Raw genomic sequence first — 25,173 nt, forward strand, 5'->3', positions numbered from 1 at the left:
TTCTTGCATTGCAGACATTCTTTTTATACTATCCAAGACTCCAGATGACGGGCGAAGGGATTCTTGCATTGCAGACATTCTTTTTATACTATCCAAGACTCCAGATGACGGGCGAAGGGATTCTTGCATTGCAGTTATTCCTTGAAAATTATCAGTTATATTTTTTATATAATTACTGCCCCAATCATTATCCATATCTCAAAACACTCCTTCTATGAATAAAGGTACCTGTACGTGAAAATTTCATTATTGTTTAAACATTCACGTTTGTTTCTCACACAGGCACCTTTTTTAAGCCAGCTTATCAAGCTGTCACGGGAAACTGAATCACTTTCAGCGGTCTTATACCCCAGTGATTTCTGTGATTTTCACATAAAAAAGCTGGCTTAATTAGCACCTACTTCATCCTTACTTTTTTTCATTATGTGTTCTTGGATACCTTCCAAATAATTTCTTCAAATACATAATCCTTATTTTCGGAAATATCCTCGATTATTGTTAGTATAGGGTTGTCTGACATTATTTCCTTAACGAAATATACAAGGTAAATCAAACCTACTTCTTTCATTCTTTTGGCAGTTCCTAATTCATTTTCTGAAAAATAAAATCTGTCTGATGTTCCAGTTGTGGCTTTTACTTCTATGTGCAATGGTATACCATCCCGTGTATATGATAGAATGTCATATCCATTTGCTGGTTCTAATGCTTTCGTTTCGTCTACTTTGTGCATGTGATTTGTTCCTAGTAGTTTTTCACACTCGATTTTATAGACATAGGCTTCTCCAAGTTTACCTATTTCAATTTGTAGTTCATGAAGTTTTAGAAAGTCAATCGGCTTACTTTGAAGATCTCGTTTTAAGTCATCGTATCCATAGAGAATGGTTGAGTAATCCTGATCATCATTGTTTAAGTTAAGGTTTTCGTTCGGAATATCATTTATTTCAAAGTCTTTTTTTTTAGATCTTCTGCACAATTTACACAAACAATTCTATTGTTTACAGAAAGCCACTTACTAGAAAGGTTGGATTGATCTTCACCGCAGTGACCACAAGTAATCATATAAACTTTTCTTGTTTGCTTTATAGTACTTGGTAAAAGTTTTTTATCTAAATTTATAAGTTGCCCCAAGTCTTCAATTATTACATCCAATGATGCAAAACCGTTATTAACCCTATCTTGTTGACTTAGCACATTGAACATAGAATAGAACTTATCTGGAATTTCATATGCAACTTCACCAATATGTAACTTCTCGTTATAGAAGTTAACATATGTTGTATTTCTAACTTCCTCTATTTCTAGCCCAAGTTCAAAGATTGCATACCAACAAAATTGCATTTTAAGAATATTGAACTTTGTTGAATTTGCTTCAAATATCCGCTGTATTGCTAGGAGTTCTTCAATGTTTAATGTTCTCCTAGATTTAGTCACCTTTACCGTTGCTTCCTGATCAGTTACTTTCTTGAACTGCCGTTTTATTGTGTCTTTAATCCAAATCGTTTTGAACCCATTAGGATTATTAAGGTGATCAAATGCATAAAGGTATTTGAAGAAATTGCTTCTGTAACTTTCTTGGGTTGTTAGCTTTTTAGTTTCATTAGGAAAAAGATTTTTGTAATCTTGGAAGTTAATATTAAGTACATCATCTTTGCTTAATCCGTAGTACAGAGTTCTGTATATACTACTTCTCAAACTTGCATGTGAACTCTCCTTATAAAAGGTTAAGAACGTTTCGATAATCTTCTTACTATTATCAGTAAGTAAAGATTCAATGTCTTCTGCATTTAATTTATCTCCAGAAATCATTTCGTCGCCCCTTTCATTACTTACAAAATATTTTGATTAAAAGTACCTGTGCGTGAAACTTTCATGATTGTTTAAACATTCACGTTTGTTTCTCACACAGGTACCTTATTTCAATTACCCTGGTATGTTTGATTTGTAGTCCTTTCATCATTCTCATAACCTGATATTGAGTGTTATCAGGCATAGTCGGAATAAGATTTGAACAATGATCTCTCATTGTAATCATTTCTTTCGTATAATTATCGATTATGTGTGTATGAGAAACTGGGGATGATCCACCTGGATTCATCATGATAACTAATAACTCGATCTGTGTTGTTAAGCCATATGCTTCAATATAGTCCTTATCGATAATATGTAAGTCGTTTCTATATCTCTTGGTACTGCCTGCATGCAGTACATTATAAAAGTTTCCAAATACTTCATATTGCTTTTTTAAATCTTTTGGAGAACTAAATTCAAATGAGACCAATATATTTCATCTCCTTAATAATAAGTATCTGTTACCGTATGAAAGGTACCAAGTCCTGTCCTCACACAACTTTAGTTCAATCCAGAACCTTTTCTGATTTATGTTGGGTTCTGGTATTTTACACTACATATTACTATTATGTATTTCATAGATCTCTTTCAACTCTTTAACACTAAGAAAATCATCGCCTAACTTCCTATGTAACATAGCATGACAATTAGGACATACAGGTACTAGATCATTCTTATAATCCACTTTATAGGTCTTATTTATTTTAGAAAGTGGAACAAGATGATGGACATGAATAAACCCTTTCCCTACGTCTCCATAAACCTTTTCAAAATTAATATCACAAACCTTACAATTGTATCCATACTCTTCAATACATTTATTACGTGCAATTGAACTTCTTTCATAAACATTAACAGTTATTGTCCGTTTATGACCTTCTTCTAAATGTTCGTCAACTTCTTCTGGAAATACTCCTTCAGAATAGTAATCATTAAAATTACTTTTTAAGTAACCTGACAACTCTTCTCTTACTTTCATTGGCCCCTGGGGAGCTGCTTTTAGCCCATTTTCTTTTAATGAATATAAGGACAAACTTTCTGTATTTGCTTTTTCGACTAAACGTAACCTAACATATTTACCAGAAGTCGATTTTTCGTATTCTTCTTTGTTATTCCAATATTGCTCGTCATCAGTAATCTCTTCAAATAACATGTCCGTTCTTTCAACAATCGTTTTGAACATAACTTTCATATAAGGTCTTGTTGCGTAAATATAAACAATATCATCTATTTGGTAGTTTGCAGTTTGTCTCCAGTCGATATAACCAAACTCATTGAATGCTGACACGTGATCATATATTTTTCCATTCGCCGAGATTAACCATTCCATTTTAATTATTCATTCCTTTACTAATTATATTTTGAGAACCTGCAGATACATAAGTACCTATATAATTTTATAATGATTTATTGCAATTAAATAAGCTTAAATTAACTTTTGATACCGCAACAGTTTCTCCCGCAACGCCTCATCACTAGCATAAATATAGAGTCCCTTAATCCCTCGCTTCATCAACACATTAATAGAATTCAAAACTATTCTTTCTTTAGCCAACTCTACATCCTCGATGCCATCCATTCCTGTATAGGCACCTTTGTCCATATACTTACTCGTATCTATTACAAGCTTGTCTTTTGCTGCATCATACTGAACAGACGGTCCCAACACGACACCTACATAATTCAAATCAAAGCCTTGTATCGTATAGATAGAGCCCGCTTCATTGATCGTCTCTGGCTTTTCAGCCCATGTGAATTTCGAACTGGTCGTATTCCACGGCATTTTGTATGTTCCGTTAGATTCTTCTACATAATAAGTGTTGCCGTCTTTCTTATGCAGATAGTCGAAAGTCGAGACTACGCGACTTAAACCGAATTCCTCGTTTTTATTTTTAATCTCTTCATGCATTGCTTCCAATGAATTGAATATCTTTAAATCATAGTTTTCATCTATCGGCAAAGACGTTAACTTCTTTTGTTTGAAGTTATTGATCCAGTTGATCACATCGTCATTCGCCTGCATGCGGAATTGATTCGTAAGAAGATATTCTTCATGATGAGTACTCTTCTTTTTTAATTTCTCCAGTATGCCTTCGCCCCATAGGCTTTTAAGTTTAAGGACTTGGTCTTGGTCGTAGATGATCACGACCACTTTGGCGAGCTTCAGTAATTCTTCCAATTGATTTTCACCGTAGAAATTATTGTATGTGTCTTGTTTGGTTAGCAGTAAATGAGCTTCGTCCACAAAAATAATATCAGCTTTCTTGTCTTCTTTCTGTAATCTGTTGATTAAGGGTGTCGGCTTGGCAAAGTATTTTGCTTTTAAATGCTTTACCCGCATTGCAATGCCTTTGTATGTCTTGTACATTTCTTCATGGTTGACGACCAAGTAGTTTTCCGTATCGGAGAAGTCTGATGATTTCTCCGCTGCCAGTTCTTGAATCGTATTGAAGATCGAACTTAACACCACGCTTTTACCAACGCCAGCTTCTCCTTCTACGACCAACAAATTACCGTATTCCGCATCTGTTGATTGTACATGTTTGCTACAGAATTCCAGTACCTTTTCTTTTAGGTCAATCTGTTCCAATGTTAATTCTTTATAAGGTGATAACTTAAAAATGTCCTTGTTTTCTATCGTGTGCAGATTATTGTCAACCAGGTCGCGTTCATGCAATTTCCGCCACAACTCTTGAAAAATATACTGATCGTAATGCGGTTTATTGTAGTAATTATGCGTAAAGTCGCTCGCTGTTTTACTTTTATTTTGAAGTGTAAACTTTTCGTCTCCTAAAAAGTAGTTGATCAACTTCGTTTCCAAATGAAATGTAGCAGAACGATGGAACTCGTCATGTTTAATCAAATTTATTTCATTGACGTTTTTTCTAGATTTCATATGATTCTTCATGCGTGTTTTGAATTGCACTGTCTCGCCTATATACGCTTCCCTTTTACCATTCAAAATATAAATAACCGGATAGTTCAAAAACTCTTCCTGATTATTCATCTGATCGATCGTACTTTTTTGAAATGGCCAAGATAATATTTCAATAGCTGACATTTCTTCACCTGCTTTATCATTCTTTAGTACCAATTATAACAATATTTGCTAAATAAGATAGTCGAATTTTGTAGAATCAGTAGTTTGCTATGTTGTTATCGCAAAATAAAACAAACAGCCTTAAAAAGACTGTCTGCTTTTTAACTCATTTTTATTAAATTTGATTTAACCAATTGAAGAACAGGTATCTTAAACACACCTACCCCCAGCCAATTCACTGATCAGAATAATACACAAATACTTTCTCCGCAGAAACATTCACTATTCCATACAACTCCCGAACATATATATTCATCCCCTCTGTATAACCAGCCAAACCATCACCCGGCTGTCCCAGAATACCCGAAACGATGTTTTCAAACTTAATTTCAACGGTACCTATACTTTTGGCTGTAGCATGAAACACATTTGTGCCAGGCGTTCGGGTCACCGTAGCAATACTTTCCGCATTCTTTGTCAAGATCGTATGCTTTCCGATATTTTTTGCGGCTTCGTGATCATAGGAATAGTCGTGTTCAAATATCTTTTCTACATCAAATATATAAGACAATCTTTCTCTTAATGTCTTGATCTCATAATTGAAGTAATTATTTTTTGGTAGTTTGGCTTCAATGGCATAGCGTACTTCATTGCCTCCAGCGAAGCGCACAGTTGCAATATATTCTCCTGGCTGATCGATTTTGATGCACGTATTGTCATCTGAAGAACATTTATTGAAAGTGACATCAGTAGCTATCAATTTTCCTTCTACAGTGGAAAGACGGACGCTTTTAACTTTTTCACCCGCATCCACTTCCAGCTCCGCTTCTGTCGGCAAGTAGTCTTCCGTCTCTTCCAATGTGAGTTGCAGTTTAACGTTCACTAGTTTAGTGTGCACGTAGAATTTTTTATCGACTCTTTTTTCATTGCTTGCGGAAGAGTCATTCTGCAACATGGCGCCCGTAATATTGAGTGTTCCGTTTCCTTCTTTCAACGGAAGGAGCTGAATTTTCGTCTCGGTGTAACCCGGCTTGCCATAGACGGTAATCGACTCGTACAAATCCGTGTCCATCTTCCATATCACATCATAGAGTATATCCACTCCCACATCGGCAGCGGTTATAGTCGTCATCGCGGGTTTTACCTCTTCTGTCGTTTTGATTAACTTCGCGGCCTGTCCTCTTGTTATGGGTTCATTCACGCTGAATTTGTCAGGCGACGTGCCCGTAGTAATCTTCATTTTGTAAAGAATCAAGATGTTTTTATCATGGGATTGCAGGAAACTGACATCCTTGAATGGATTGTGGATTTCAAATGGACTATAACGCGGCAAATCAAACGCTTTGACGAGAATGGACGCAAACTGGCCTCGTTTGACAGGATCATTGGGTCCGTAGCGTCCATCTTCGTATCCGCCGATGACTCCGGCTTCCGCAAGTGCGGCAATGGCGTTGTAGTAGCCGTTTGCCGTCGTTACATCTTTGAAGCCTGGATTTTTCACATTGTTCATATCCAGTTTAATCATCTTCGCAATAATCGCGGCGGCCTGGCCTCTTGTAATATTATTCCCTGGCTTGAACGTACCGTCGGGATAGCCTCCTATAATATTGCGCTCTGCCAATTCATTGACCGCTTTCGCAAAGTGCTTCGTCGCCGGCACATCAGGAAACGGTTGTTTGCTTGCAGCAACGCTGGATAAAGGCGAGCTGCACGCAATCAACAATGCACCGACTATCGCCAGTAATTTTCTTTTCATTTACTCTCATCCTCTCTAAATTTTAGAATTTATTCGTGTATTCAGCGTATAGACGCGGAAATGGTGTAATAGTTTCAAAATCAAAATACCTATACCAGAAACAGACATGAAAGTTTCATATAATAGGTATTGTTTTTTACAAAATAATCAGTACATTGAACAAAAAAACCGTTTTACATATTCCGTTAATCTGAGCATACATCGCTCATCTATCATGTATAGTTAAACTAAACTCAATAACTTACACATCTTATAAAATACAAACTGGAGGCGACCAACAATGAAAAAAATCATCCTAACAACCGAAAGCGGTGCCGATTTACCGGAATTTCTTGCGAAGAAGCATAATATACAAGTAGTACCCATGCACGTCATCATGGATGGTCAGGACTATTTAGACGGTCATCTACCCGTACAAGACATCTTTGATTTTTACGACCGCACTAAAAAGATTCCGTCCACCGCCGCCACGAATACCCATGAATACCAAGAGTTCTTCAAAAAGATTCGAACAGAATTTCCTGATCATACAATCGTTCATATAGGCTATACATCGAAGGCATCTGTTTCCTATCAAAATGCGTTAACCGCAGCGGAAGATGTAGAGGATATTTATTTAATCGATGCATTAAACGTCACAGGCGGATTAACTGCGGTGATTATGTATGCGGTTGCTCTGCTGGAGGAAGAACCTGAAATGGATCCTGTCCACTTGCTAGAAAAGATCGAAGCAAAGGTTCCCAAAGCGAGACTTGCCTTCCTTCCGGGTAGCTTAGACTTTTTACGGGCTGGCGGACGAGTCAGTAATATGGCGTATCTAGGCGGGGCTTTGTTAAAAATCAAACCGTGTATTGAATTAGTGGAAGGGAAGCTTGTTTCGACTAAAAAATATCGTGGGAACATGAGCAAAGTGGCTGAAAGTTTGCTACTAGACTATTTACAGCAATATGACATTGATAGACAACAAATTTATTTTATATACTCTATCGGGCTTAGTGAGACTATTAAAGAACGGATCAATGAAATTGCACGAGAACGAGGATTTGAAAATAGTCTTTGGATGGAAGCGGGTGCGATGATTTCGTCACATTCTGGTCCTGGAGGATTTGGGATTGCGGGGATAGAGGTTTAATATCAAAAAGGTATCTGTGTTATACAGGTACCTTTAATTATGTTGAGCTCTATCTAATAAAACACAAATACCGTCCTCAACAACAAACGAGCTCCATTGCCATCAGTGGAGGTATTTTCCAACCCGCTATGGAGAATTACAGTTTCGTACACAACTATAGATCAGTTACTTGTTTTTCATAAGAGAACTCTCATTTAAACCCTTACTGAATATAATTCCAAACATCTTCCACAGATTCATAACCGAAAATATTAGACAATAACAGCCCCAATTCAATCGAGTCCGCTCGCATTATCGCTTCTTTAATGTCTACTTGTGCCTCTGCATCATATTAATTTAGTTTCGTATATTTCAAGCTTAAAAAGCCAACAATGGAATTAATATCGAATTTTACCGTTCTTCCAAAATGCTTTTTAACATATAGAAGTGAGGAATGTACATGTTTTGGAAAAAACAATCAGATGAAAATAAGCCTGATTCTCAATCAAATGCAGAATCAGAAATATCAATAGAGACTCTAAAAAAAGCCCTCGTTCAAATGGATGATGCGGAATTTGTGGAAATCAACATTTCTGAAAATCAACATGTTGATCTTATCTACGTAAGAACTCTGATTGACCAAGAAAGATTAAATGAAAGCATTCTAAAACCTTTATCTAACTGTTCCAAACAATCCATTCAGGAATGCAATGTTCACTCAACAATAAACCCCATTTCCACTTTTAATGAGGCAAAAAAGCAGCTGTTTAAAGGATCTGTTTTGTTATTTGACTCTTCGTCAAATCTTTGGTTCGCTATCCCTTTAGAAAATCCACTTGGACGAGCAATTGAACCATCCGATACTGAAACCATCCTTTTAGGAGCAAAAGACAGCTTCAGTGAACAGCTAGAACAAAATATTACGCTCATTCGTAGGCGTCTTCCAACACATGATCTGAAAACAGAGAAGTTCACCGTTGGTTCTTTAAGTGAGACAAATGTGGTCTTATTGTACATAGAAGGGCTGACCAATCCAGAATTTGTTTCAACCGCCAAAAAGAAGATTTCGGAAATTAATTATGATCTCTTATCTGATTCTTCTCAAGTAGCGGAATTCATGGAGGAACATCAAGATAGTATTTTTCCTCAGTTTCAGCAAACTGACCGACCTGATGTTGTTGCTTATTCTCTGGGATCAGGAAAAATTACGATTCTGGTAGACAATACACCTTTTGCTCTCGTTGCCCCAATTACTTTTTTTCATTTGTTCCAATCACCAGAGGATTATATTAATCGATGGGTAGTTGCCAGTTTTTTGCGCATCATCCGATATGTAAGTTTTATTCTGTCTATCACATTGATCCCATTCTACGTGGCATTAACAACTCATCACTATCAAATGATTCCTTTACAAACACTTTTCGTCTTGGTGGAGTCAAGGAGCAAGCTTCCGTTCACTCCTTTTTGGGAAGCATTTATCATGTTGATTTTTATTGAAATTATAAAAGAAGCAAGTTTAAGGATGCCAACAAAGACTGGTCAAACGCTTGGGGTTATTGGGGGCATTGTAATCGGTCAAGCAGCAGTTGAGGCTGGTATGGCAAGTCAGGTGTTAATTGTCTTGGTAGGGATTTCAACTATTGGATCTTTTCTTGTTCCTAATTACCTTGTGACAAAGGCGAATTCATTGATTCAATTCATTCTTCTTATATTTTCTTCGTTTCTTGGGATAGTAGGGATTGTTTTGGCAATGATTATCATTTTAGCCCACCTTAATGGCTTGTCTTCACTCAAGCAGCCATATTTATCTCCTGTTGCCCCTTTCTACGGAAAAGATTGGCTTGACCTATTCATTCGAGGGCCTTTAGTCAAAATGAAGGAGCGTCCAGAACATCTTAAACCGCTGAAGATGAAGAGATATCAAACTAGGAGATGAACTGATGGAAGCCCTTCAATTATTTAATAAGAATGAAACCTATAATGGGTTCTATGTCATGTTGATGGTAAATCGCCTCCAAATGCTTTACTTTTTTTTGATTATGCCAAGGTTTTTGATCCATTCATATATGATTTGGGTGATTATAGCGGTCGGCATATTGTCTCAACTAAACATTCTTCTTTTATCCAAATGGTTTTTAACCCGGTTTTCTAGCGAAGGATACAACGGATTTGTCCAATTATTCGGGAAAAAACTTGTACGTCTCCTCTCATTCATCGGGTTGTTCTTTATCCTGCTTAAACTTTTCGTGATTTTGTTAGGATTCTCGGAAATGGTTCAAATATTTATGTTTCCAGCTACAGATTCAAATTGGCTTATCTTTTTTATTCTGTTGTCTTGTTTGTATGTAGCATGGAAGGGCGTTGAAAAAACTATACGTTTCGTCGTGATTTCATTTTTGTGTACATTTTGGATGTTCTTATTCTTTGCTTTTTTCTTCTTTCCTCCAATAGCTCAACTCAGTGATTTGTATCCGATTATTCCAATGGAATTAAGTGTGGATTCCTGGAAAGGAATATTTTTAATTTTATCTTCATTTTCAGGGCCTGAATTTCTGGTATTTTTAGGACCGTGGTTTAAAACAAATAATAAGACATTTCGCTATTTGTCTTATGGCAATGCTCTAACCGTTATAGAGTATGTATTTTTATATATGGCGTCCTTATTCTATTTCGGTTCCAATTATTTAAGTAAAAGTCAATTTCCAATTGTCACTATGGCTCGTTATTTTCAAAATCCAGTAATTGAACGTATTGATATGGTCATGCTTTCTTTAGAATTATTTAACATCGTATTTGCGGTTTCAATTTTTCTACTGTTGTTTTATGGAGCATCTAAAATAGCTAGTGGGAAAATGGAGAGACCACCCAGTCGAGTAGGCTTTTTATTCAGTGTATTCATTATTTTAATTGGAATGATTCTTGTAAATGAATGGATTTGGAAGTCAGATGAAAAGCAGGTTATTTTACTTAATCTTCAAATTTTAGCAGGAAGCTTAAGTTACTTAGTGGTTCCAATTACTATGATCGTAGTGATGAAGATAAAGGGGTTTAATAAACATGAGACTACGAAAGAAGATGGCTAAAAAATTGTCAATCATATTTATGGCGTTATGGTTAACTGGATGTGCCCCTTTTACTGAAAATAACATTATTGAAGAGCTTACTCCAGTCACATTTTTATCACTTAGTAAAGGGGATGAAGGTAAAATAAAAATCAGTACGATTTTGCCTTCTCTAAGCAAAGAAAAAAAGAGTGTAATAACGCAAGAAGTAAGCTTAATAAAGGAGGTACTAAGGAGTTTTAATTTAAGCTTCTACCAGGAAATGAAATTTGGGCAAATGCGAATGCTGATAATTAATGAAGACCTCGGAAGAAACGAAGGTATTATGTCCATTATTAATGTGTTATTGACTGATCCGGATATTTCTTTGAGAATCTATTTAGTTATCGTAAAAGGAAATTTTGAAGAATACTTGGAAAATCAATTGGACAAACAAGAAAATCTTGATTACTCTTTTTACCGAATGCTGAAGCACTATGAGGAAAAAAATCAGGGAGAATTAAGTGTCGTTAATCTACATGAATTTAAAAAATTGTTATATACTCCTTATTCAGATCCTTTCTTACCTGTATTCAAAATAGAAAATGACGCTATCAGCTATGAAGGTACAGCCCTGTTTCAAAATGATAAACTAGTTGAAATAATAACAACTTATGATGATCGTATCTTCCAACTGTTACACAACGATCACTACTTAGCAGTTTTACCGATCCCAGAATTACAAGTTGTTCTAGGTCATGTTAGGTCTAAAACGAAAGTGGATATCAATAAAAGCTTGTCTACAATGACCTATACAGTGAATATAGACTCAAGAATTGAAGAATACCGGGGAGAAAAGCAATTATTTGACCCACAGGATTTAGAAGATTTTAAAAAAGATATCCAATCCAATCTTGAAAAACAAACACAAGAACTAGTAAAAAAGATGCAAGAATTGAATGTGGATCCATTACAGCTAGGCATTCATACATTAAAACCATTCTCAAAACCAATGGATGAAAAAAAATGGATTGAACTTTACAAGAAGATGGACATTAAAATAAAATACAATATTAATATTAATCCTTTGACGGATGCAAATTCAAAAAGGCAAAACCTTTAATTCTTCCTATTGCAATCTCTTTCTCATTAATCGGACGTGCGTCTTCTTCAGCCTGCTTTTCCTTTAACCATTGTTCACGTTCGGCCTTCGGCTTCCGTCCGCGCTTTTTCGGTACCTGCTTCTTTTTCTTTTTGGCGGCTTGGACTCGTCTCTTGCCTCAAAATGTGTGGCATCGAAGGCGACATATTCATCGCTGATATGCCCTTGTAGAATTAGTTCATCATGGATCTGTGGAACTACTACAGCATCAGGTGGCGTATGAGAGGCACCTGATATGATTACATTCTGCTCTCTATACTTCCCTGCATTTGTTCTGTCTATTGAATGCAAGGCGATGCCATGCAATTCTTTAATCACTATTTCTGAGAGGGGCTGATCTTGCTGCACCATTTCTTCGGCAACTAAAATTGCTTCTTTATGATTAATAGCTTCTAGGTGCTCTCTCATGGATTTTCCGGCAATAACTATGCCATCATCTAGCACTGCTTTTGTTTCATAAATCGATAATCTATTTCCTTCAATCGCATTGGAATGATATGTATTTTTAATTTAAAAGTCTTCTTTCAGGCTACGAATAAGCCCTTTTGAAATTGGTCGTCGTTGATCGACATTCTTTTTTAACAGTGAAAGTCGATCCGTTTTTTCTATCACAGCTTACATCCCCTTTATTAAAATAAGGGATATTGTGCAAGAGCTCACTCTTGTACAATATCCCTTCATCGAAAAAGTATAGAAAACCGATTCATCACTGGATATATTTCCAGATGTATTCAACGTCTTCGTATAGCTGCTTCACTACAATTCATTTTCTAAAATTCGATCTATTATTCGTATGATTTCCTTTACAGATATATCTTCTTGTTCGTTTTTAGAGTAAATGGTTAACGGATATATTTCTAAGGCGGCTGTGACTAAATACCATATTACACGGAATCCGCCACTCTTGCCTTTGTCTGCATTTGGATTACTCAATCTGGTTTTATATACGACATTTCCTTTGGTTCTGGGAATTCGGTCCCCATATAATTTACCTTCTTCAAAATCTGCAAAAAGGGAATCCACTAAATCAACCACTACTGGATATTTTCTAGCGATTTTTAAAAGCTCTTTTTCGAACGCTTTAACACCAAGCACTTTATACTTCATTATTTTTCTTCTAAGCTCTTCCTCACTCGGTTCATCATATCCTTATATGAATGTTTGGGTAGCTTTCCCTTTCTCATTTGGTTTACTTCTTTTATAGATTCTGTCAGTATTTTTTTACTATCTGCCTGATTGTCTTTTAAAATGGCCATTTCATTTTCCTCCTTCTCATCCACACATACCACATCCTTTCAGATTATGTATATGTGTAAGTATGTAATGAGCATGATGATTTAAACATCGTTTTACTTTATTTTTAAAAATAAGGGATATCACACAAGAGGTTCTCTTGTACAATATCCCTTACATCTTATTACACCTTAATCTCATAATGGAGACGGTGGGAGTCGAACCCACGTCCAAAGGCTCTGCTACTTCAGCGTCTACGCGTGTAGATTGATCATTAGGTTTCGCGCAAACATTCTGCCATCAATCAGGGCGTCCTGTGCGCTATTCCGGGAATCTCTTATGACACCCTCAGAATGCAGATGTCATCGTAGCTCACTATAAGTGAACCTTACGCCTCCACATGAGCGATGGAAACGGAAGGTAGATTCAACAGCTTACGCTGCGAATGCTAGGTTGTTGTTTGTTTTGCCAGTTATTATTAACTGTCGTTTCTGACGGAGACGATCCCTCCGACGCGCGGCTCAAGCCCAGACCACCCCTGTCGAATCCGTAACGTCCCCGAAGGAAAGTCCGGAACCCAGGCCCGTTTCACTTAAAACGGCGGGTCGTACTTGATACTTCATCTAGTATATAATAAATCGGCTCGATTATCAATCTTGTTGATTCGATTTGAATACTCGCTGCATGTCACGCTTATGCTCTTTTTCTTTCAAGTCTTGGCGCTTATCATAGAGTTTCTTCCCTTTACCTACACCGATCAATACTTTAGCGAAGCCATTCTTAATATACATTTTCAACGGAATGATCGAATACCCTTGTTCTTTCATCGTGCCTGCAAGTGAAGCGATCTGTTTTTTGTGCAACAGTAATTTCCGCACGCGGACAGGATCGTGGTTATGAATATTTCCTTGTTCATACGGGCTGATGTGCATATTCGACAACCATGCTTCATTATTACGGATTAATATAAATGCGTCGCGCAACTGGACTTTCCCTTTGCGGATCGATTTAATTTCCGTTCCTTTTAACACGATTCCTGCTTCAATCGTTTCTTCAATTGCGTAATCAAAATTCGCCTTTTTATTGACGGCGAGTACTTTACCGGTTCCTTTGGCCATGCAACTTCCTCCCTGACAGAAGACCGGAGACGCGCTCCAGTCTTATTTTTTCTTCGGTCGTTTCTTAGATTTCTTTGGCATACCTTCATAAAACTTACGCTTTGGCTTCTCGTGCTTTTTATTGCGCTTGTCGCCGTCGCTCTTCGCTCCGCCACCTGCACGAGGTTTAGTAGAATCAGCACCTTGCCCTTTGCTTCTTCCACGTCCTGCGCCTTGGCCTCGGCTCTTGCCTCTGCCAGACTGAATGACTTTCGGCGTTTCTTTACGAGAGCCTCTAAAGCTTTCTTTCATTCCGACGATTTCGAAGTCCACTGATTGTTCTTCTGGCTTAACAGAAGTCACACGTACTTTCACTTCGTCTCCGATACGGTATTGTTTCGCTGTACGTTCTCCGATCATCATCATTTGGCGATCGTCGAAGCGGTAATAGTCGTCGTTCATGTTCTTGACATGGACAAGTCCTTCTACTGTATTCTCAAGCTCGACAAAGATCCCGAAGTTCGTAACAGAAGAAATAACGCCTTCAAACTCTTCCCCGATTTTATCCAACATAAACTGCGCTTTCTTCAGTGCGTTCGTATCACGCTCTGCATCGACTGCACGGCGTTCACGTTCTGACGTGTGTTTCGCAATTTCAGGTAGCGTCGCAGACCAGTGTGCAACCGTTTGTGCCGATACGTCTTTATTGAATAAATACGTACGGATTAGACGATGAACGATCAAGTCTGGATATCTTCTGATCGGTGCGGTGAAGTGTGTGTAGTAGTCCGTTGACAAACCGAAGTGTCCGATGCTGTCTTCGAAATATTTCGCTTGTTGCATTGAACGCAATAGCATCGTCGAGATCAGCGATTGTTCTGGCATTCCTTCGATCTCCGCAATGATGTCTTGCAATGCGCTGGAATCGACTTTTTTACCTGATCCCTTCACAACGATTCCGAATGTCGTTAAGAACTCGAAGAAGCGTTGTAGTTTCTCTTCTTTAGGATCTTCGTGGATTCGGTAGAGGAACGGTACTTTCATCTTGTCGAAGTGCTCTGCAACTGTCTCATTGGCAGCTAGCATGAATTCCTCGATTAGACGTTCAGATACTGTACGCTCTATAATGACGATATCTTTCGGCCAGCCTTCTTCATCTACAAGAATTTTGGATTCTTTGAAGTCGAAGTCAATGGCGCCACGATCTTTACGCTTCTGACGGAAGTTCCCAGCCAGTTTCGCCATATCGTTTAACATCGGCACGATTTCTTCGTACTTCTTCGATAATTCTTCATCTTGATGTTCGATAATTTGGTACACTTCATCATACGTCATACGGTAGCTTGAATTAATGACACTTGGATAAATCTCATGATCAATCACTTTACCATTTGCATCGACTTTCATTTCGCAAGTGAGAGTCAAACGATCTTCCCCTGCATTCAATGAACAGATTCCGTTCGACAAGCGATGCGGTAACATTGGAATGACGCGGTCGGTTAGATAGACACTCGTACCACGGTCTGCAGCTTCTACGTCCATAGGCGAGTTTTCCGTGACGTAGTAACTGACGTCTGAAATATGCACAAATAGACGATAGGATCCGTTGTCTTCTTTGAAGACCGAAATCGCATCATCCAAGTCTTTTGCATCGGCACCGTCAATGGTCATCGTCAGTTCTTTGCGTAAGTCTCTACGGCCTTCGAAGTCTTCTGGCTGAACTGTCGTCGGTACGCTTGTCGCGTGTTCCATGACGTCTTCAGGGAAATCGACTGCAATGCCGTGCTTGTGGATGATCGATAGGATGTCTACACCCGGATCATTTTTATGTCCGAGAATTTTTGTGATCATGCCCGTTGCATTGTTTTCATCAGTTGGCCAGTTCGTAATTTCCGCAATGACTTTCTGACCGTCTACTGCTTCGAGTGAATGACCTTTTTCGATATATAAATCCATCGGTAATTTTTTATCATCGGGTAAGACGAAGCCGTATCCTTCGTGTGCTTGATATGTTCCGACAAGTTGTGACGTTTTGCGTTCGACAACTTTCGTAATGACCCCTTCGCGACGATCACCGAATGAGCTGCCGGATACGCGTACTAAGACGATATCGCCGTTCATGGCGCTGTTGATTTCATGAGGTGGGATGAAGACGTCATCGCCCTCTACTTCTTCTGGTACGACGAAGCCGAAGCCTTTTGCGTGACCGATGAATTTCCCGCGGATGAGGTTCATTTGTTCAGGCAAGCCGTATCGGTTGTTGCGTGAACGAACGATTTTTCCGCTTTGCTCGAGTTGTACGAGCATTTTTACTAGATCTTTAAATTCGTCTGCCTCTGTCAATCCGAGTGCTTCTTCGATTTCGTGGACTGTAGACGGCATGTAGGATTTTTCTTTTAGTAAAGACATAACCCGTTCTTGTAACTCTTTTATATTTGGTTCCAAACAATCATCTCCTCCTTTTGTTTCTGTAAAGTAAGTTGGTATACACGTTGATTTCCGTTCCAGGCGGACGCTTTCCACTACAATCAACTGAGTGTCCTTTTAGAAGGTAATTTCTAGCAAGGACTGAAGTTCAACTTCTTTAGTTATATCTTCCCCTGTTTTCACTCTTGCCAATCAAGGGATTCTAAGAATTTTAGTATATTTTCGTGAAGTTGTGCTTTTTCTGGACCGAGTGTTATGACGTGTCCGGATTCTTCGTACCATTGTAGTTCTTTGTCTGTCGATTCTGCTTCGTCATAGATGATTTGTGCAGAGTTCGGATCGATCACGCTGTCGTGACGTGATTGGACGACGAGTAATGGTGTGTAGATGCAGTCGACTTTGTTTCGTACGCTTTGGACCATCGATTGCAAGCCGTCGAGACCTGGCATGGACTTGGTTTTCAAGTCGTTCATTTCCTCTTTGATTTGTTCATCGGATAAGCCTGCGAACTTTTTGTAGTCGCGGGCGTATTTCAGTACGCCTGACCACATGAGATCGGTTGTTTTCATCGACATCGGTGCACACATCGTGACGATGCCTTTTAGCGGAAATTGTGTTGCGAGTCTCAATGAAAATACACCACCGAGCGATAATCCCGCCACCGCAATCTCTTCATATCCTGCCTCTTTTAGTTGATTATATGCATCCAAGACATCTTCCCACCACTGGTCAGGATTTGTCTTGATCAATTCTTCAGGTGGCACACCATGTCCACGGTAATGTGGTGCCAGTGACGTGTAATTATGTTTTTCAAGGAAGCGTCCGAGCATCCGCACGTCCGCCGATGTTCCTGTGAAACCATGCAACAGTAATACCGCACGTTTTCCATGTTCAAAAAAGAATGGCTTCGGTTGAGCAATTCGCATGTCTTTCGTTCCTTTCTACGAAAAGCGCCTGACCGTTCAAACATGGTCAGGCGCTTCCATTTATATTTTCATAATCGCAATGGTTAGGACAAAAAATAAGACAGATAAGACGATTGTCGCTCTTTGTAGAACGAGATCCAATCCACGTGCTTTTTGTTTACCGAAAAGTTGCTCTGCCCCTCCGGAGATGGCTCCTGACAGTCCCGCACTCTTACCGGATTGCAATAAAACGACTACTATTAATGCTATAGCTACGACTATCAGCGATGCTGTGAAAACGGCATGCATGTTTTTCCACCTCCAAAAATAGCAAGTTACAACATTTCTATTCTACCAAAGCAAGTCTCTCGACACAACCTTTTGTTGCGAATTATGCCGAGTGACCTGTAACGAATGCTATTATTTGTTTAAATTATAGAATGTGTCTTTACCCAAGTACTGCGCTGTTTCGAATAACTGATCTTCGATACGAAGCAATTGGTTGTACTTCGCTACCCGATCCGAACGAGAAGGTGCACCCGTTTTGATTTGGCCAGCGTTTGTAGCGACTGCGATATCTGCGATCGTTACGTCTTCTGTTTCACCTGAACGGTGAGAGATAACAGCTGTATAGCCTGCGCGTTTCGCCATTTCAATCGCATCGAATGTTTCTGTCAATGTACCGATCTGGTTCACTTTGATGAGGATCGAGTTACCGATTCCTTCTTTGATTCCGCGTGACAACTTCTCCGTATTTGTAACGAATAGATCGTCACCTACTAATTGCACTTTATCGCCAAGACGATCTGTCAATAGCTTGTGGCCATCCCAGTCGTTTTCATCCAAGCCGTCTTCAATAGATACGATTGGATATTTTTCGCAAAGCTCTTCATACCACGTAACCATCTCTTCAGATGTTTTACGGATATCTTCACCTGCAAGGTAGTAGTTGTTTTGTTCTTTATCGAAGAACTCGGAAGATGCTACGTCCATTGCGAGCACGATATCTTCGCCTGCTTTATAGCCTGCTTTTTCGATTGCTACAATGATCGTTGATAATGCTTCTTCGTTAGAAGCCAAGTTCGGAGCAAATCCGCCTTCGTCTCCAACTGAAGTGCTCAAGCCTTTTTCATGTAGAACAGATTTTAGGCTGTGGAAGATTTCAGCGCCCATGCGTAGTGCATGACGGAATGATTCCGCACCCACTGGCATGATCATGAATTCCTGGATGTCGACGTTGTTATCTGCGTGCTCTCCGCCATTTAAGATATTCATCATCGGTACCGGTAATTGCTTCGCGTTGAATCCACCTAGGTATTGGTATAACGGAACGTCTAGGTAATCTGCTGCTGCATGTGCAACGGCCATCGATACACCAAGAATAGCGTTTGCGCCCAGTTTGCCTTTATTATCTGTACCGTCTAGATCGAGTAATGCTCTATCGATGACTACTTGATCCAAAACAGAATAATTTTCTTCCAGTTCTGAAGAGATGACTTCATTGACGTGATCTACTGCCTTCAGTACACCTTTACCGTTGTAACGATTGTCATCGCCGTCACGTAGTTCTACTGCTTCATGCTCTCCAGTCGATGCACCCGATGGTACGATCGCACGTCCGAAGGCACCGCTTTCTGTGAATACTTCTACTTCTACAGTTGGATTGCCTCGTGAATCTAGTACTTCTCTAGCTTGAATGTGAGTAATGATTGGCATGAAGATCTCTCCTTAGAATAATGATTTTCCGGTCATTTCAACCGGTTGTGGAATTCCTAACATTTTTAACATTGTCGGTGCCAAGTCTGCAAGAATACCGTCTGTACGCAGCACCACATCTGGATTCGTGACAATAACCGGCACAGGATTGGTCGTGTGCGCTGTCATCGGTTGTCCACCCATTGTAGTGACTTCGTCCGCATTGCCGTGATCCGCTGTGATGATAGCAGATCCGCCTTTTGCAGACAAGGCATCAATGATTCGGCCGAGACATTCATCGACCGTTTCAATCGCTTTAACAGTTGGCCCTAGCATTCCGCTGTGGCCGACCATATCCGGGTTCGCGAAGTTCAAGATAATCGCGTCTTGTCGTTCCGCTTCGATTTCTGCTACGAGTGCGTCCGTTACTTCGTATGCGCTCATTTCAGGTTTCAAATCATACGTCGCAACTTTTGGCGAATTGATCAGAATTCGGGTTTCCCCTTCAAACGTCTCTTCGCGTCCGCCACTCATAAAGAACGTCACATGTGGATACTTTTCTGTTTCCGCAATGCGCAATTGACGCTTGCCTTGGTCTTCTAGCACTTCACCGATTGTTTTCGTTAAATTGACATTGTGGAATACAATATCTGCTACTACATCATCATTATAATGCGTAAAGCCGACAAAATGTAAGTCCGTAAACTTTTTGACGCCTCTGTTGAAACCATCAAAGCCCGGTTGCGTTAACGCGCGTGACATTTGGATGGCACGGTCTGGACGGAAATTGAAGAAAATGACTGCATCTCCGTTTTCAATCGTCGCCACCGGTTTGCCATCTTGTTGAATAACAAACGGCTCAACAAACTCATCATGTATTTCTTCGGCATAAGAAGCTCTGACTCCTTCTTCTGCCGATTCACAATGTGGTCCGATCCCGTAGACCATCGCGTCATACGTCTTTTGTACACGTTCCCAGCGTTTATCGCGGTCCATTGCAAAATATCTTCCCGATACGGTCGAAATCTGTCCGACTCCGACTTCTTCCATAACATCTTCTGTACGCTTGATATATGGAAGTGCCGTCGTCGGTCCCACATCACGTCCGTCAAGGAATGCATGCAAGTAGACGCGCTCTACGCCGTGTTCTTTCGCCATTTTCAATAAAGCGAATAAATGCTCATAGTGACTGTGAACACCGCCGTCAGACAGCAAGCCCATGACGTGAAGTGCAGAGCCTTTCGTTTTCACATGCTCCATCGTCTCAAGCAACGTCGCATTGTCGAAAAACTCGCCTTCACGAATCGACTTATTAATACGCGTTAAACTTTGATAGACGATACGACCGGCACCGATATTCAAGTGCCCGACTTCAGAGTTCCCCATTTGTCCTTCTGGTAACCCTACTGCTTCTCCGCAAGCCGTCAATGTTGCATGCGGGTAGTTCTCCCACAGCAAATCAAAGTTCGGAATCTTGGAGTGTGCAACTGCGTTACCGTATGTTTCATCTCGTAAGCCAAACCCGTCCAGTATGATTAATGCGACCGGTTTATTCGACATGAGTTCCAGCCTCCACCAATTTGACGAATGCTGCCGGATCAAGACTTGCTCCCCCAACCAATGCGCCGTCAATATTGTCTTTGCTCAGTAATTCTGCAATGTTTTCTGGTTTTACACTGCCTCCGTATTGAATGCGAATTGCCTCTGACACGTCTTTTGCGTACAGTGTTTCGACTTTATGACGAATCGCTGCACATACTTCATTGGCATCGTCAGCTGTTGCTGTTTTGCCAGTGCCAATCGCCCAAATCGGTTCATACGCAATGACTGCTTGCTTCGCTTGATCCGCCGTCACACCACTAAATGCTTTTTCGACTTGCGCTGATACGATCGAAACCGTTTCATGTGCATCGCGCTCTTCCAATGTTTCGCCTACACAAACAATTGGTACTAAGTGATGATCGAATGCTGCCAGTACTTTTTTATTGACGCTTTCGTCTGTTTCATTGAAATACTGACGACGTTCCGAATGTCCAAGAATGACATAGTCTACGCCTACGTTTTCAAGCATCGCAGGACTGATTTCCCCAGTGAATGCGCCTTCGACCGTATCATGCATCGTTTGAGCACCTACTTTGATCGCAGTCGTTTCAAAACGTTGGAGTAAATCGTTCAAATACAACGCCGGTGGACAAATGACCGCCTCGACGTGATCGGATGGCTTGAGTTGTTCTTTGATCTGTTCCGCAAAATCTGCAGCTTCGTTAGAAAGTTTAAACATTTTCCAGTTGCCCGCAATTATTCGTTTTCTCAAAAGAAACCCTCCTTATTCTTGATCTTCTAATACAGCTACTCCTGGCAATTCTTTGCCTTCCATGAACTCGAGTGAAGCACCGCCACCAGTAGATACGTGATCCATTTGGTCTGCTACTTCAAACTTTTCAACAGCTGCTGCAGAGTCTCCCCCACCAATTACTGTATAAGCAGATGTTTCTGCCATAGCGTCCGCTACTGTTTTCGTACCGTTTGCGAATGGTTCCATTTCGAACACACCCATCGGCCCGTTCCAGATGACGAACTTCGAGTCTTTGATGACTTGCTTGTAACGCTCTGCTGTTTCCGGTCCGATATCTAGACCCATCCAGCCTTCTGTAATGTCTTCTACAGAAACCATTTTCGTCTCTGCATCCGCTGCAAATTTATTCGCTACGACTGCATCTGTCGGCAAGTACAGATTCACTGCTTTTTGCTTCGCCTTTTCAATGAACGACTTAGCTAGTTCTACTTTATCCTCTTCTACCAATGAATCTCCAGTTTCATGACCTTGTGCACGTGTGAAGGTATACGACAGTCCGCCACCGATCAACAAGTTATCGACTTTATCCAATAAATTATCAATGACGCCAATCTTATCTTTCACTTTCGCGCCGCCAATGATCGCTGTGAACGGACGCTCCGGATGAGACAATGCTTTTCCGAGGACATCCAATTCTTTTTCTAGCAAGAAGCCAAGAACACCGGGTATGTACTCCGCAATTCCAGCAGTAGAAGCGTGTGCACGGTGTGCTGTTCCAAATGCATCATTGACAAAGACGTCTGCCAGACTCGCATATTGCTTGGACAGATCTGCATCATTCTTCTCCTCGCCTGGATTGAAGCGAACGTTTTCAAGCAAGATCACGTCGCCGTCTTTCATTTCAGCGATCGCTTTTTCTACTTCTTCACCGATTGATGAATCTAGCTTTTTCACTGTTTTGCCAAGAAGCTCAGACAATTTATCGCCAGTAGGTGTCAAACGCATCTCTTCATTTACTTCACCTTTGGGACGTCCCAGGTGGCTGGCTAAAATAACCTTTGCTCCTTCGTTCGTCATATATTCAATTGTAGGAACAGCTGCTCTGATGCGTGTATCATCCGTTACCATTCCATTTTCCATCGGTACGTTGAAATCCACGCGGCAAAATACGCGTTGGCCATTCAATTTAATATCTTTAATCGTCTTTTTCGTCTTCATAAAGTAAGTCCTCCTTGGCTTAAATACAAAAAGAGGAACGGGTTCACCGTTCCTCTGACCCATATTTATTCATTATAATCGGTTACCTGTAGAATGGCTATGATTTATAACAGAATTGATGGTTTTCGCTTTTTATAGTCCTTGTTCGTTCATATAACGTGCCAAATCGATACAACGAGCAGAGTAACCAGACTCATTATCGTACCAAGAAATAACTTTGACCATATTGCCTTCCATTACCATTGTAGACAAACCATCTACTGTAGAAGAAGCTGTATTGCCGTTGTAATCAACAGATACGAGTGGTAACTCACTGAAGAATAGAAGTCCTTTTAAATCGCCTTCTGAAGCTTCCTTCAATGCAGCGTTCACGTCTTCAACAGTTACCTCTTTCTCTAATTCCGACACAAAGTCCACAAGTGAAACGTTTGGAGTCGGTACACGCACTGCCATTCCGTCTAATTTGCCTTTTAATTCAGGAATTACTTTTGTTACAGCAGAAGCCGCACCCGTTGAAGTCGGGATCATCGACACGCCTGCCGCACGCGCACGTCGGTAGTCTTCGTGTGGAAGATCAAGAATCTTTTGGTCATTCGTGTACGAGTGAATCGTTGTCATCATTCCGCGTTTAACACCGAATGAATCGTTCAATACTTTAACGACAGGTGCTAAACAGTTTGTCGTACATGATGCGTTCGATACGATGTTGTCGCTCGCTGCATCGTACGTTTCTTCATTGACACCCATTACAAGTGTTGTCATTTCACCTTTAGCTGGTGCGGACAAGATGACTTTTTTCGCGCCTGCATCGATGTGCTTTTGTAGTCCTTCTTTCGAACGGAATACACCTGTACAGTCGACAACGATATCTACGCCAAGGTCTTTCCAAGGTAGGTTCGCAGGGTCTTTTTCTGCAAACACGCTGATCTTCTTGCCATTGACATTGATTGATGATTCGTCCGATTGCACGTCTGCGTCAAAGACACCGTGCACAGAGTCATATTTCAATAAATGCGCCAACATCGCTGCATCTGTTAAGTCATTGATCGCTACTACTTCCATATCTTCTGATGCAAATGCTTCTCGAAGTACCAATCGTCCAATACGTCCAAATCCATTAATCGCTAATTTTACTGTCATCTTAAATCGCCTCCGTAAAATGGTTGTTATGTTTTCGCCTTTTAGGCATAATATCTACGCTTTACATAAGCGACAGCATATGTTCCGCTGCGCCTTCGTCTGTTACTAAAATAGTCTGAGACGGTGCACTTGCTAAGTACGACAGCAGTGCTTCCGCTTTGCTTGCTCCGCCGGCTACTGTGAACACGTGCGGTATGTCTTGCAGATGTTCCATTTGAATTCCGACTGTGCGGATTCGATGGACAATTTCACCTTGCTGGTTGAAATAAAAGCCGAATGCTTCTCCCTTTGCTTGCCGATCCAGTAGAATCTGCTGTTCGTCTTCAGGAGAGTTTCGTAATACTGCCATTTTCGCCGCATTGCCGACACCGTGGATGACGCAATCCGTCTGGCTATATAACTCGAGCATTTCTTTTGCTGCTGGTTCATGCTGAAATACCGCATGCGCTTCTTCACTTAATGTGTCTGGATAATAAAATGCTTTGTATGTCGCATGACAACTTTCTGCAAACGAAGCTGCAATCATATTCGCTTGTAATCCAATTTCTTCCCCTACGCCACCTCTTGCTGCGATAAATTGCACATTGGGCAGTTCATCTTGCTGCATAAACGATGGAATCGCGGCTACTGTACTACCGCCTGTCACTGCAACGATTTCATTTCCTTTAATACGGGAACGAAACTGTTTTGCCGCTTGCATGCCAAGCAACTTTTTCGTCAAAGGTGAATCATCAGAATCTCCTTCTACTACATGTACTTTCAGAATGCCCAGACGCTCTGCCAATTCATTCGCAAGTTGACGTCTACCGGACCTTTCTTCCATCGTATCATGCAGCGCAAAGAGTACTTCTATACCTTTTTCCGTAGTCGAAACACCTTCTTTGGCAATATTCACCAATCCCTGCTCTTTCAATAAATCGAGCATCGTCCGTGTTTCCCTTTCGGAATAACCGGACACAGAACTAAGTGTTCTTCTGCCGACAGGACCCGACGCTTTAATCAGTTTCAACATGTGAAAACGTTGTTCAATCAATAGCGGAAGTTCTGGTACAAGTGCGAGTTGCGCTTCCAAAAATGATAAGTTCACTCACATCACTCTTTTCAAGTGGGCTGTTTTTGATCCCTTGATATTATTACTGTCCCACCTAGTGTAAAAAAATACTATACACGTAGTATAGCATCTTGAAAATCAAAACACAATTAG

24 protein-coding genes and 1 other RNA gene are annotated in these 25,173 nt (G+C 40.2%); 4 read left to right on the plus strand and 21 right to left on the minus strand.

The window, feature by feature from the left end:
* The 7 genes from CSV69_RS13910 to CSV69_RS13940 form a co-directional block, all read right to left on the minus strand.
* On the minus strand, positions 1-195 hold a 195-nt coding region (locus CSV69_RS13910), incomplete at its 3' end, for a hypothetical protein (protein WP_143560835.1).
* A gap of 226 nt (positions 196-421) precedes the next feature.
* The gene (locus CSV69_RS13915; protein WP_199170429.1) at positions 422-973 is read right to left on the minus strand and encodes a protein NO VEIN domain-containing protein; all 552 of its coding nucleotides are present in this window, start codon (positions 971-973) and stop codon (positions 422-424) included.
* Positions 937-1,806, minus strand: a complete 870-nt coding sequence (locus CSV69_RS13920; RefSeq protein WP_099693710.1) for a hypothetical protein — start codon at positions 1,804-1,806, stop codon at positions 937-939. Before CSV69_RS13920 ends, CSV69_RS13915 begins: the two co-directional genes overlap by 37 nt.
* Before the next feature lie 79 nt (positions 1,807-1,885).
* On the minus strand, positions 1,886-2,278 hold the full coding sequence (locus CSV69_RS13925; protein ID WP_099693711.1) for a hypothetical protein: 393 nt from the start codon (positions 2,276-2,278) through the stop codon (positions 1,886-1,888).
* Between the two features lie 123 nt (positions 2,279-2,401).
* Positions 2,402-3,178 carry an HNH endonuclease gene (locus CSV69_RS13930; protein ID WP_099693712.1) on the minus strand — a complete coding sequence of 259 codons (777 nt, stop codon included), beginning with the start codon at positions 3,176-3,178 and terminating at the stop codon, positions 2,402-2,404.
* A gap of 96 nt (positions 3,179-3,274) precedes the next feature.
* Positions 3,275-4,942: a DUF2075 domain-containing protein gene (locus CSV69_RS13935; protein WP_233192399.1), complete on the minus strand. Its 1,668-nt coding sequence runs from the start codon at positions 4,940-4,942 to the stop codon at positions 3,275-3,277.
* A gap of 181 nt (positions 4,943-5,123) precedes the next feature.
* Positions 5,124-6,644, minus strand: a complete 1,521-nt coding sequence (locus CSV69_RS13940; protein ID WP_099693714.1) for an S-layer homology domain-containing protein — start codon at positions 6,642-6,644, stop codon at positions 5,124-5,126.
* Positions 6,645-6,924: 280 nt separating this feature from the next.
* Here CSV69_RS13940 and CSV69_RS13945 point away from each other — a divergent pair, with 280 nt between their 5' ends.
* The 4 genes from CSV69_RS13945 to CSV69_RS13960 all read left to right on the plus strand — a co-directional run bounded on the left by CSV69_RS13945 (position 6,925) and on the right by CSV69_RS13960 (position 11,919).
* Positions 6,925-7,776 carry a DegV family protein gene (locus CSV69_RS13945; RefSeq protein WP_099693715.1) on the plus strand — a complete coding sequence of 284 codons (852 nt, stop codon included), beginning with the start codon at positions 6,925-6,927 and terminating at the stop codon, positions 7,774-7,776.
* A 439-nt stretch (positions 7,777-8,215) separates the two neighbouring features.
* Entirely contained in the window at positions 8,216-9,691 is a 1,476-nt protein-coding gene (locus tag CSV69_RS13950; protein WP_099635168.1) for a spore germination protein, read from the plus strand.
* A 4-nt stretch (positions 9,692-9,695) separates the two neighbouring features.
* On the plus strand, positions 9,696-10,838 hold the full coding sequence (locus CSV69_RS13955; RefSeq protein ID WP_233190476.1) for a GerAB/ArcD/ProY family transporter: 1,143 nt from the start codon (positions 9,696-9,698) through the stop codon (positions 10,836-10,838).
* A gap of 19 nt (positions 10,839-10,857) precedes the next feature.
* The gene (locus CSV69_RS13960) at positions 10,858-11,919 is read left to right on the plus strand and encodes a Ger(x)C family spore germination protein (protein ID WP_233192400.1); all 1,062 of its coding nucleotides are present in this window, start codon (positions 10,858-10,860) and stop codon (positions 11,917-11,919) included.
* Positions 11,920-11,982: 63 nt separating this feature from the next.
* Here the strand turns inward: CSV69_RS13960 and CSV69_RS17435 are convergent, their stop codons facing one another.
* The 14 genes from CSV69_RS17435 to CSV69_RS14025 all read right to left on the minus strand — a co-directional run bounded on the left by CSV69_RS17435 (position 11,983) and on the right by CSV69_RS14025 (position 25,056).
* Entirely contained in the window at positions 11,983-12,366 is a 384-nt protein-coding gene (locus CSV69_RS17435; RefSeq protein WP_143560836.1) for a Fic family protein, read from the minus strand.
* Between the two features lie 348 nt (positions 12,367-12,714).
* Positions 12,715-13,065: a type II toxin-antitoxin system RelE/ParE family toxin gene (locus CSV69_RS13970; RefSeq protein ID WP_099625630.1), complete on the minus strand. Its 351-nt coding sequence runs from the start codon at positions 13,063-13,065 to the stop codon at positions 12,715-12,717.
* Entirely contained in the window at positions 13,065-13,214 is a 150-nt protein-coding gene (locus CSV69_RS16925) for a hypothetical protein (RefSeq protein ID WP_155979509.1), read from the minus strand. Before CSV69_RS16925 ends, CSV69_RS13970 begins: the two co-directional genes overlap by 1 nt.
* 177 nt (positions 13,215-13,391) lie before the next feature.
* Positions 13,392-13,751, minus strand: a transfer-messenger RNA (tmRNA) gene (gene ssrA / locus CSV69_RS13975).
* 90 nt (positions 13,752-13,841) lie between these two features.
* Positions 13,842-14,309, minus strand: coding sequence for an SsrA-binding protein SmpB (smpB, locus tag CSV69_RS13980; protein WP_085131562.1), 468 nt, complete (start codon positions 14,307-14,309; stop codon positions 13,842-13,844).
* Positions 14,310-14,351: 42 nt separating this feature from the next.
* Complete coding sequence (rnr, locus tag CSV69_RS13985; RefSeq protein ID WP_233192402.1) at positions 14,352-16,697, minus strand: ribonuclease R; 2,346 nt, start codon at positions 16,695-16,697, stop codon at positions 14,352-14,354.
* 197 nt (positions 16,698-16,894) lie between these two features.
* Positions 16,895-17,641 (minus strand): alpha/beta hydrolase, encoded by a 747-nt coding sequence (locus CSV69_RS13990; RefSeq protein WP_099693718.1) that lies wholly within the window; start codon positions 17,639-17,641, stop codon positions 16,895-16,897.
* Between the two features lie 60 nt (positions 17,642-17,701).
* The gene (gene secG / locus CSV69_RS13995) at positions 17,702-17,929 is read right to left on the minus strand and encodes a preprotein translocase subunit SecG (protein WP_029054061.1); all 228 of its coding nucleotides are present in this window, start codon (positions 17,927-17,929) and stop codon (positions 17,702-17,704) included.
* Positions 17,930-18,040: 111 nt separating this feature from the next.
* On the minus strand, positions 18,041-19,336 hold the full coding sequence (gene eno, locus CSV69_RS14000) for a phosphopyruvate hydratase (protein ID WP_085426946.1): 1,296 nt from the start codon (positions 19,334-19,336) through the stop codon (positions 18,041-18,043).
* A gap of 12 nt (positions 19,337-19,348) precedes the next feature.
* Complete coding sequence (gene gpmI / locus CSV69_RS14005; RefSeq protein ID WP_099693719.1) at positions 19,349-20,875, minus strand: 2,3-bisphosphoglycerate-independent phosphoglycerate mutase; 1,527 nt, start codon at positions 20,873-20,875, stop codon at positions 19,349-19,351.
* A complete protein-coding gene (gene tpiA / locus CSV69_RS14010; protein WP_099625587.1) occupies positions 20,865-21,629 on the minus strand; it encodes a triose-phosphate isomerase in 765 nt (254 codons plus the stop codon). The genes gpmI and tpiA overlap by 11 nt, the downstream gene beginning before the upstream one ends.
* Before the next feature lie 12 nt (positions 21,630-21,641).
* On the minus strand, positions 21,642-22,829 hold the full coding sequence (locus tag CSV69_RS14015; RefSeq protein WP_099693720.1) for a phosphoglycerate kinase: 1,188 nt from the start codon (positions 22,827-22,829) through the stop codon (positions 21,642-21,644).
* Between the two features lie 132 nt (positions 22,830-22,961).
* Positions 22,962-23,969 (minus strand): type I glyceraldehyde-3-phosphate dehydrogenase, encoded by a 1,008-nt coding sequence (gene gap / locus CSV69_RS14020; RefSeq protein WP_099625585.1) that lies wholly within the window; start codon positions 23,967-23,969, stop codon positions 22,962-22,964.
* A gap of 61 nt (positions 23,970-24,030) precedes the next feature.
* Positions 24,031-25,056: a sugar-binding transcriptional regulator gene (locus tag CSV69_RS14025; protein ID WP_099693721.1), complete on the minus strand. Its 1,026-nt coding sequence runs from the start codon at positions 25,054-25,056 to the stop codon at positions 24,031-24,033.
* Positions 25,057-25,173 lie beyond the last annotated feature (117 nt).

This window comes from Sporosarcina sp. P26b, assembly GCF_002743245.1.
In the GTDB taxonomy this organism is placed as follows: Bacteria; Bacillota; Bacilli; order Bacillales_A; family Planococcaceae; genus Sporosarcina; species Sporosarcina ureae_C.

Bases quoted from the DNA above. Each gene is read 5' to 3' on its own strand.
- CSV69_RS13920 (WP_099693710.1), bottom strand. From the start codon at position 1,806: ATGATTTCTGGAGATAAATTAAATGCAGAAGACATTGAATCTTTACTT.
- CSV69_RS13930 (WP_099693712.1), bottom strand. From the start codon at position 3,178: ATGGAATGGTTAATCTCGGCGAATGGAAAAATATATGATCACGTGTCA.
- CSV69_RS13940 (WP_099693714.1), bottom strand. From the start codon at position 6,644: ATGAAAAGAAAATTACTGGCGATAGTCGGTGCATTGTTGATTGCGTGC.
- CSV69_RS13945 (WP_099693715.1), top strand. From the start codon at position 6,925: ATGAAAAAAATCATCCTAACAACCGAAAGCGGTGCCGATTTACCGGAA.
- CSV69_RS13950 (WP_099635168.1), top strand. From the start codon at position 8,216: ATGTTTTGGAAAAAACAATCAGATGAAAATAAGCCTGATTCTCAATCA.
- CSV69_RS13955 (WP_233190476.1), top strand. From the start codon at position 9,696: ATGGAAGCCCTTCAATTATTTAATAAGAATGAAACCTATAATGGGTTC.
- CSV69_RS13960 (WP_233192400.1), top strand. From the start codon at position 10,858: ATGGCGTTATGGTTAACTGGATGTGCCCCTTTTACTGAAAATAACATT.
- CSV69_RS17435 (WP_143560836.1), bottom strand. From the start codon at position 12,366: ATGAGAGAGCACCTAGAAGCTATTAATCATAAAGAAGCAATTTTAGTT.
- CSV69_RS13970 (WP_099625630.1), bottom strand. From the start codon at position 13,065: ATGAAGTATAAAGTGCTTGGTGTTAAAGCGTTCGAAAAAGAGCTTTTA.
- CSV69_RS16925 (WP_155979509.1), bottom strand. From the start codon at position 13,214: ATGGCCATTTTAAAAGACAATCAGGCAGATAGTAAAAAAATACTGACA.
- smpB (WP_085131562.1), bottom strand. From the start codon at position 14,309: ATGGCCAAAGGAACCGGTAAAGTACTCGCCGTCAATAAAAAGGCGAAT.
- rnr (WP_233192402.1), bottom strand. From the start codon at position 16,697: ATGTCTTTACTAAAAGAAAAATCCTACATGCCGTCTACAGTCCACGAA.
- CSV69_RS13990 (WP_099693718.1), bottom strand. From the start codon at position 17,641: ATGCGAATTGCTCAACCGAAGCCATTCTTTTTTGAACATGGAAAACGT.
- secG (WP_029054061.1), bottom strand. From the start codon at position 17,929: ATGCATGCCGTTTTCACAGCATCGCTGATAGTCGTAGCTATAGCATTA.
- eno (WP_085426946.1), bottom strand. From the start codon at position 19,336: ATGCCAATCATTACTCACATTCAAGCTAGAGAAGTACTAGATTCACGA.
- gpmI (WP_099693719.1), bottom strand. From the start codon at position 20,875: ATGTCGAATAAACCGGTCGCATTAATCATACTGGACGGGTTTGGCTTA.
- CSV69_RS14015 (WP_099693720.1), bottom strand. From the start codon at position 22,829: ATGAAGACGAAAAAGACGATTAAAGATATTAAATTGAATGGCCAACGC.
- gap (WP_099625585.1), bottom strand. From the start codon at position 23,969: ATGACAGTAAAATTAGCGATTAATGGATTTGGACGTATTGGACGATTG.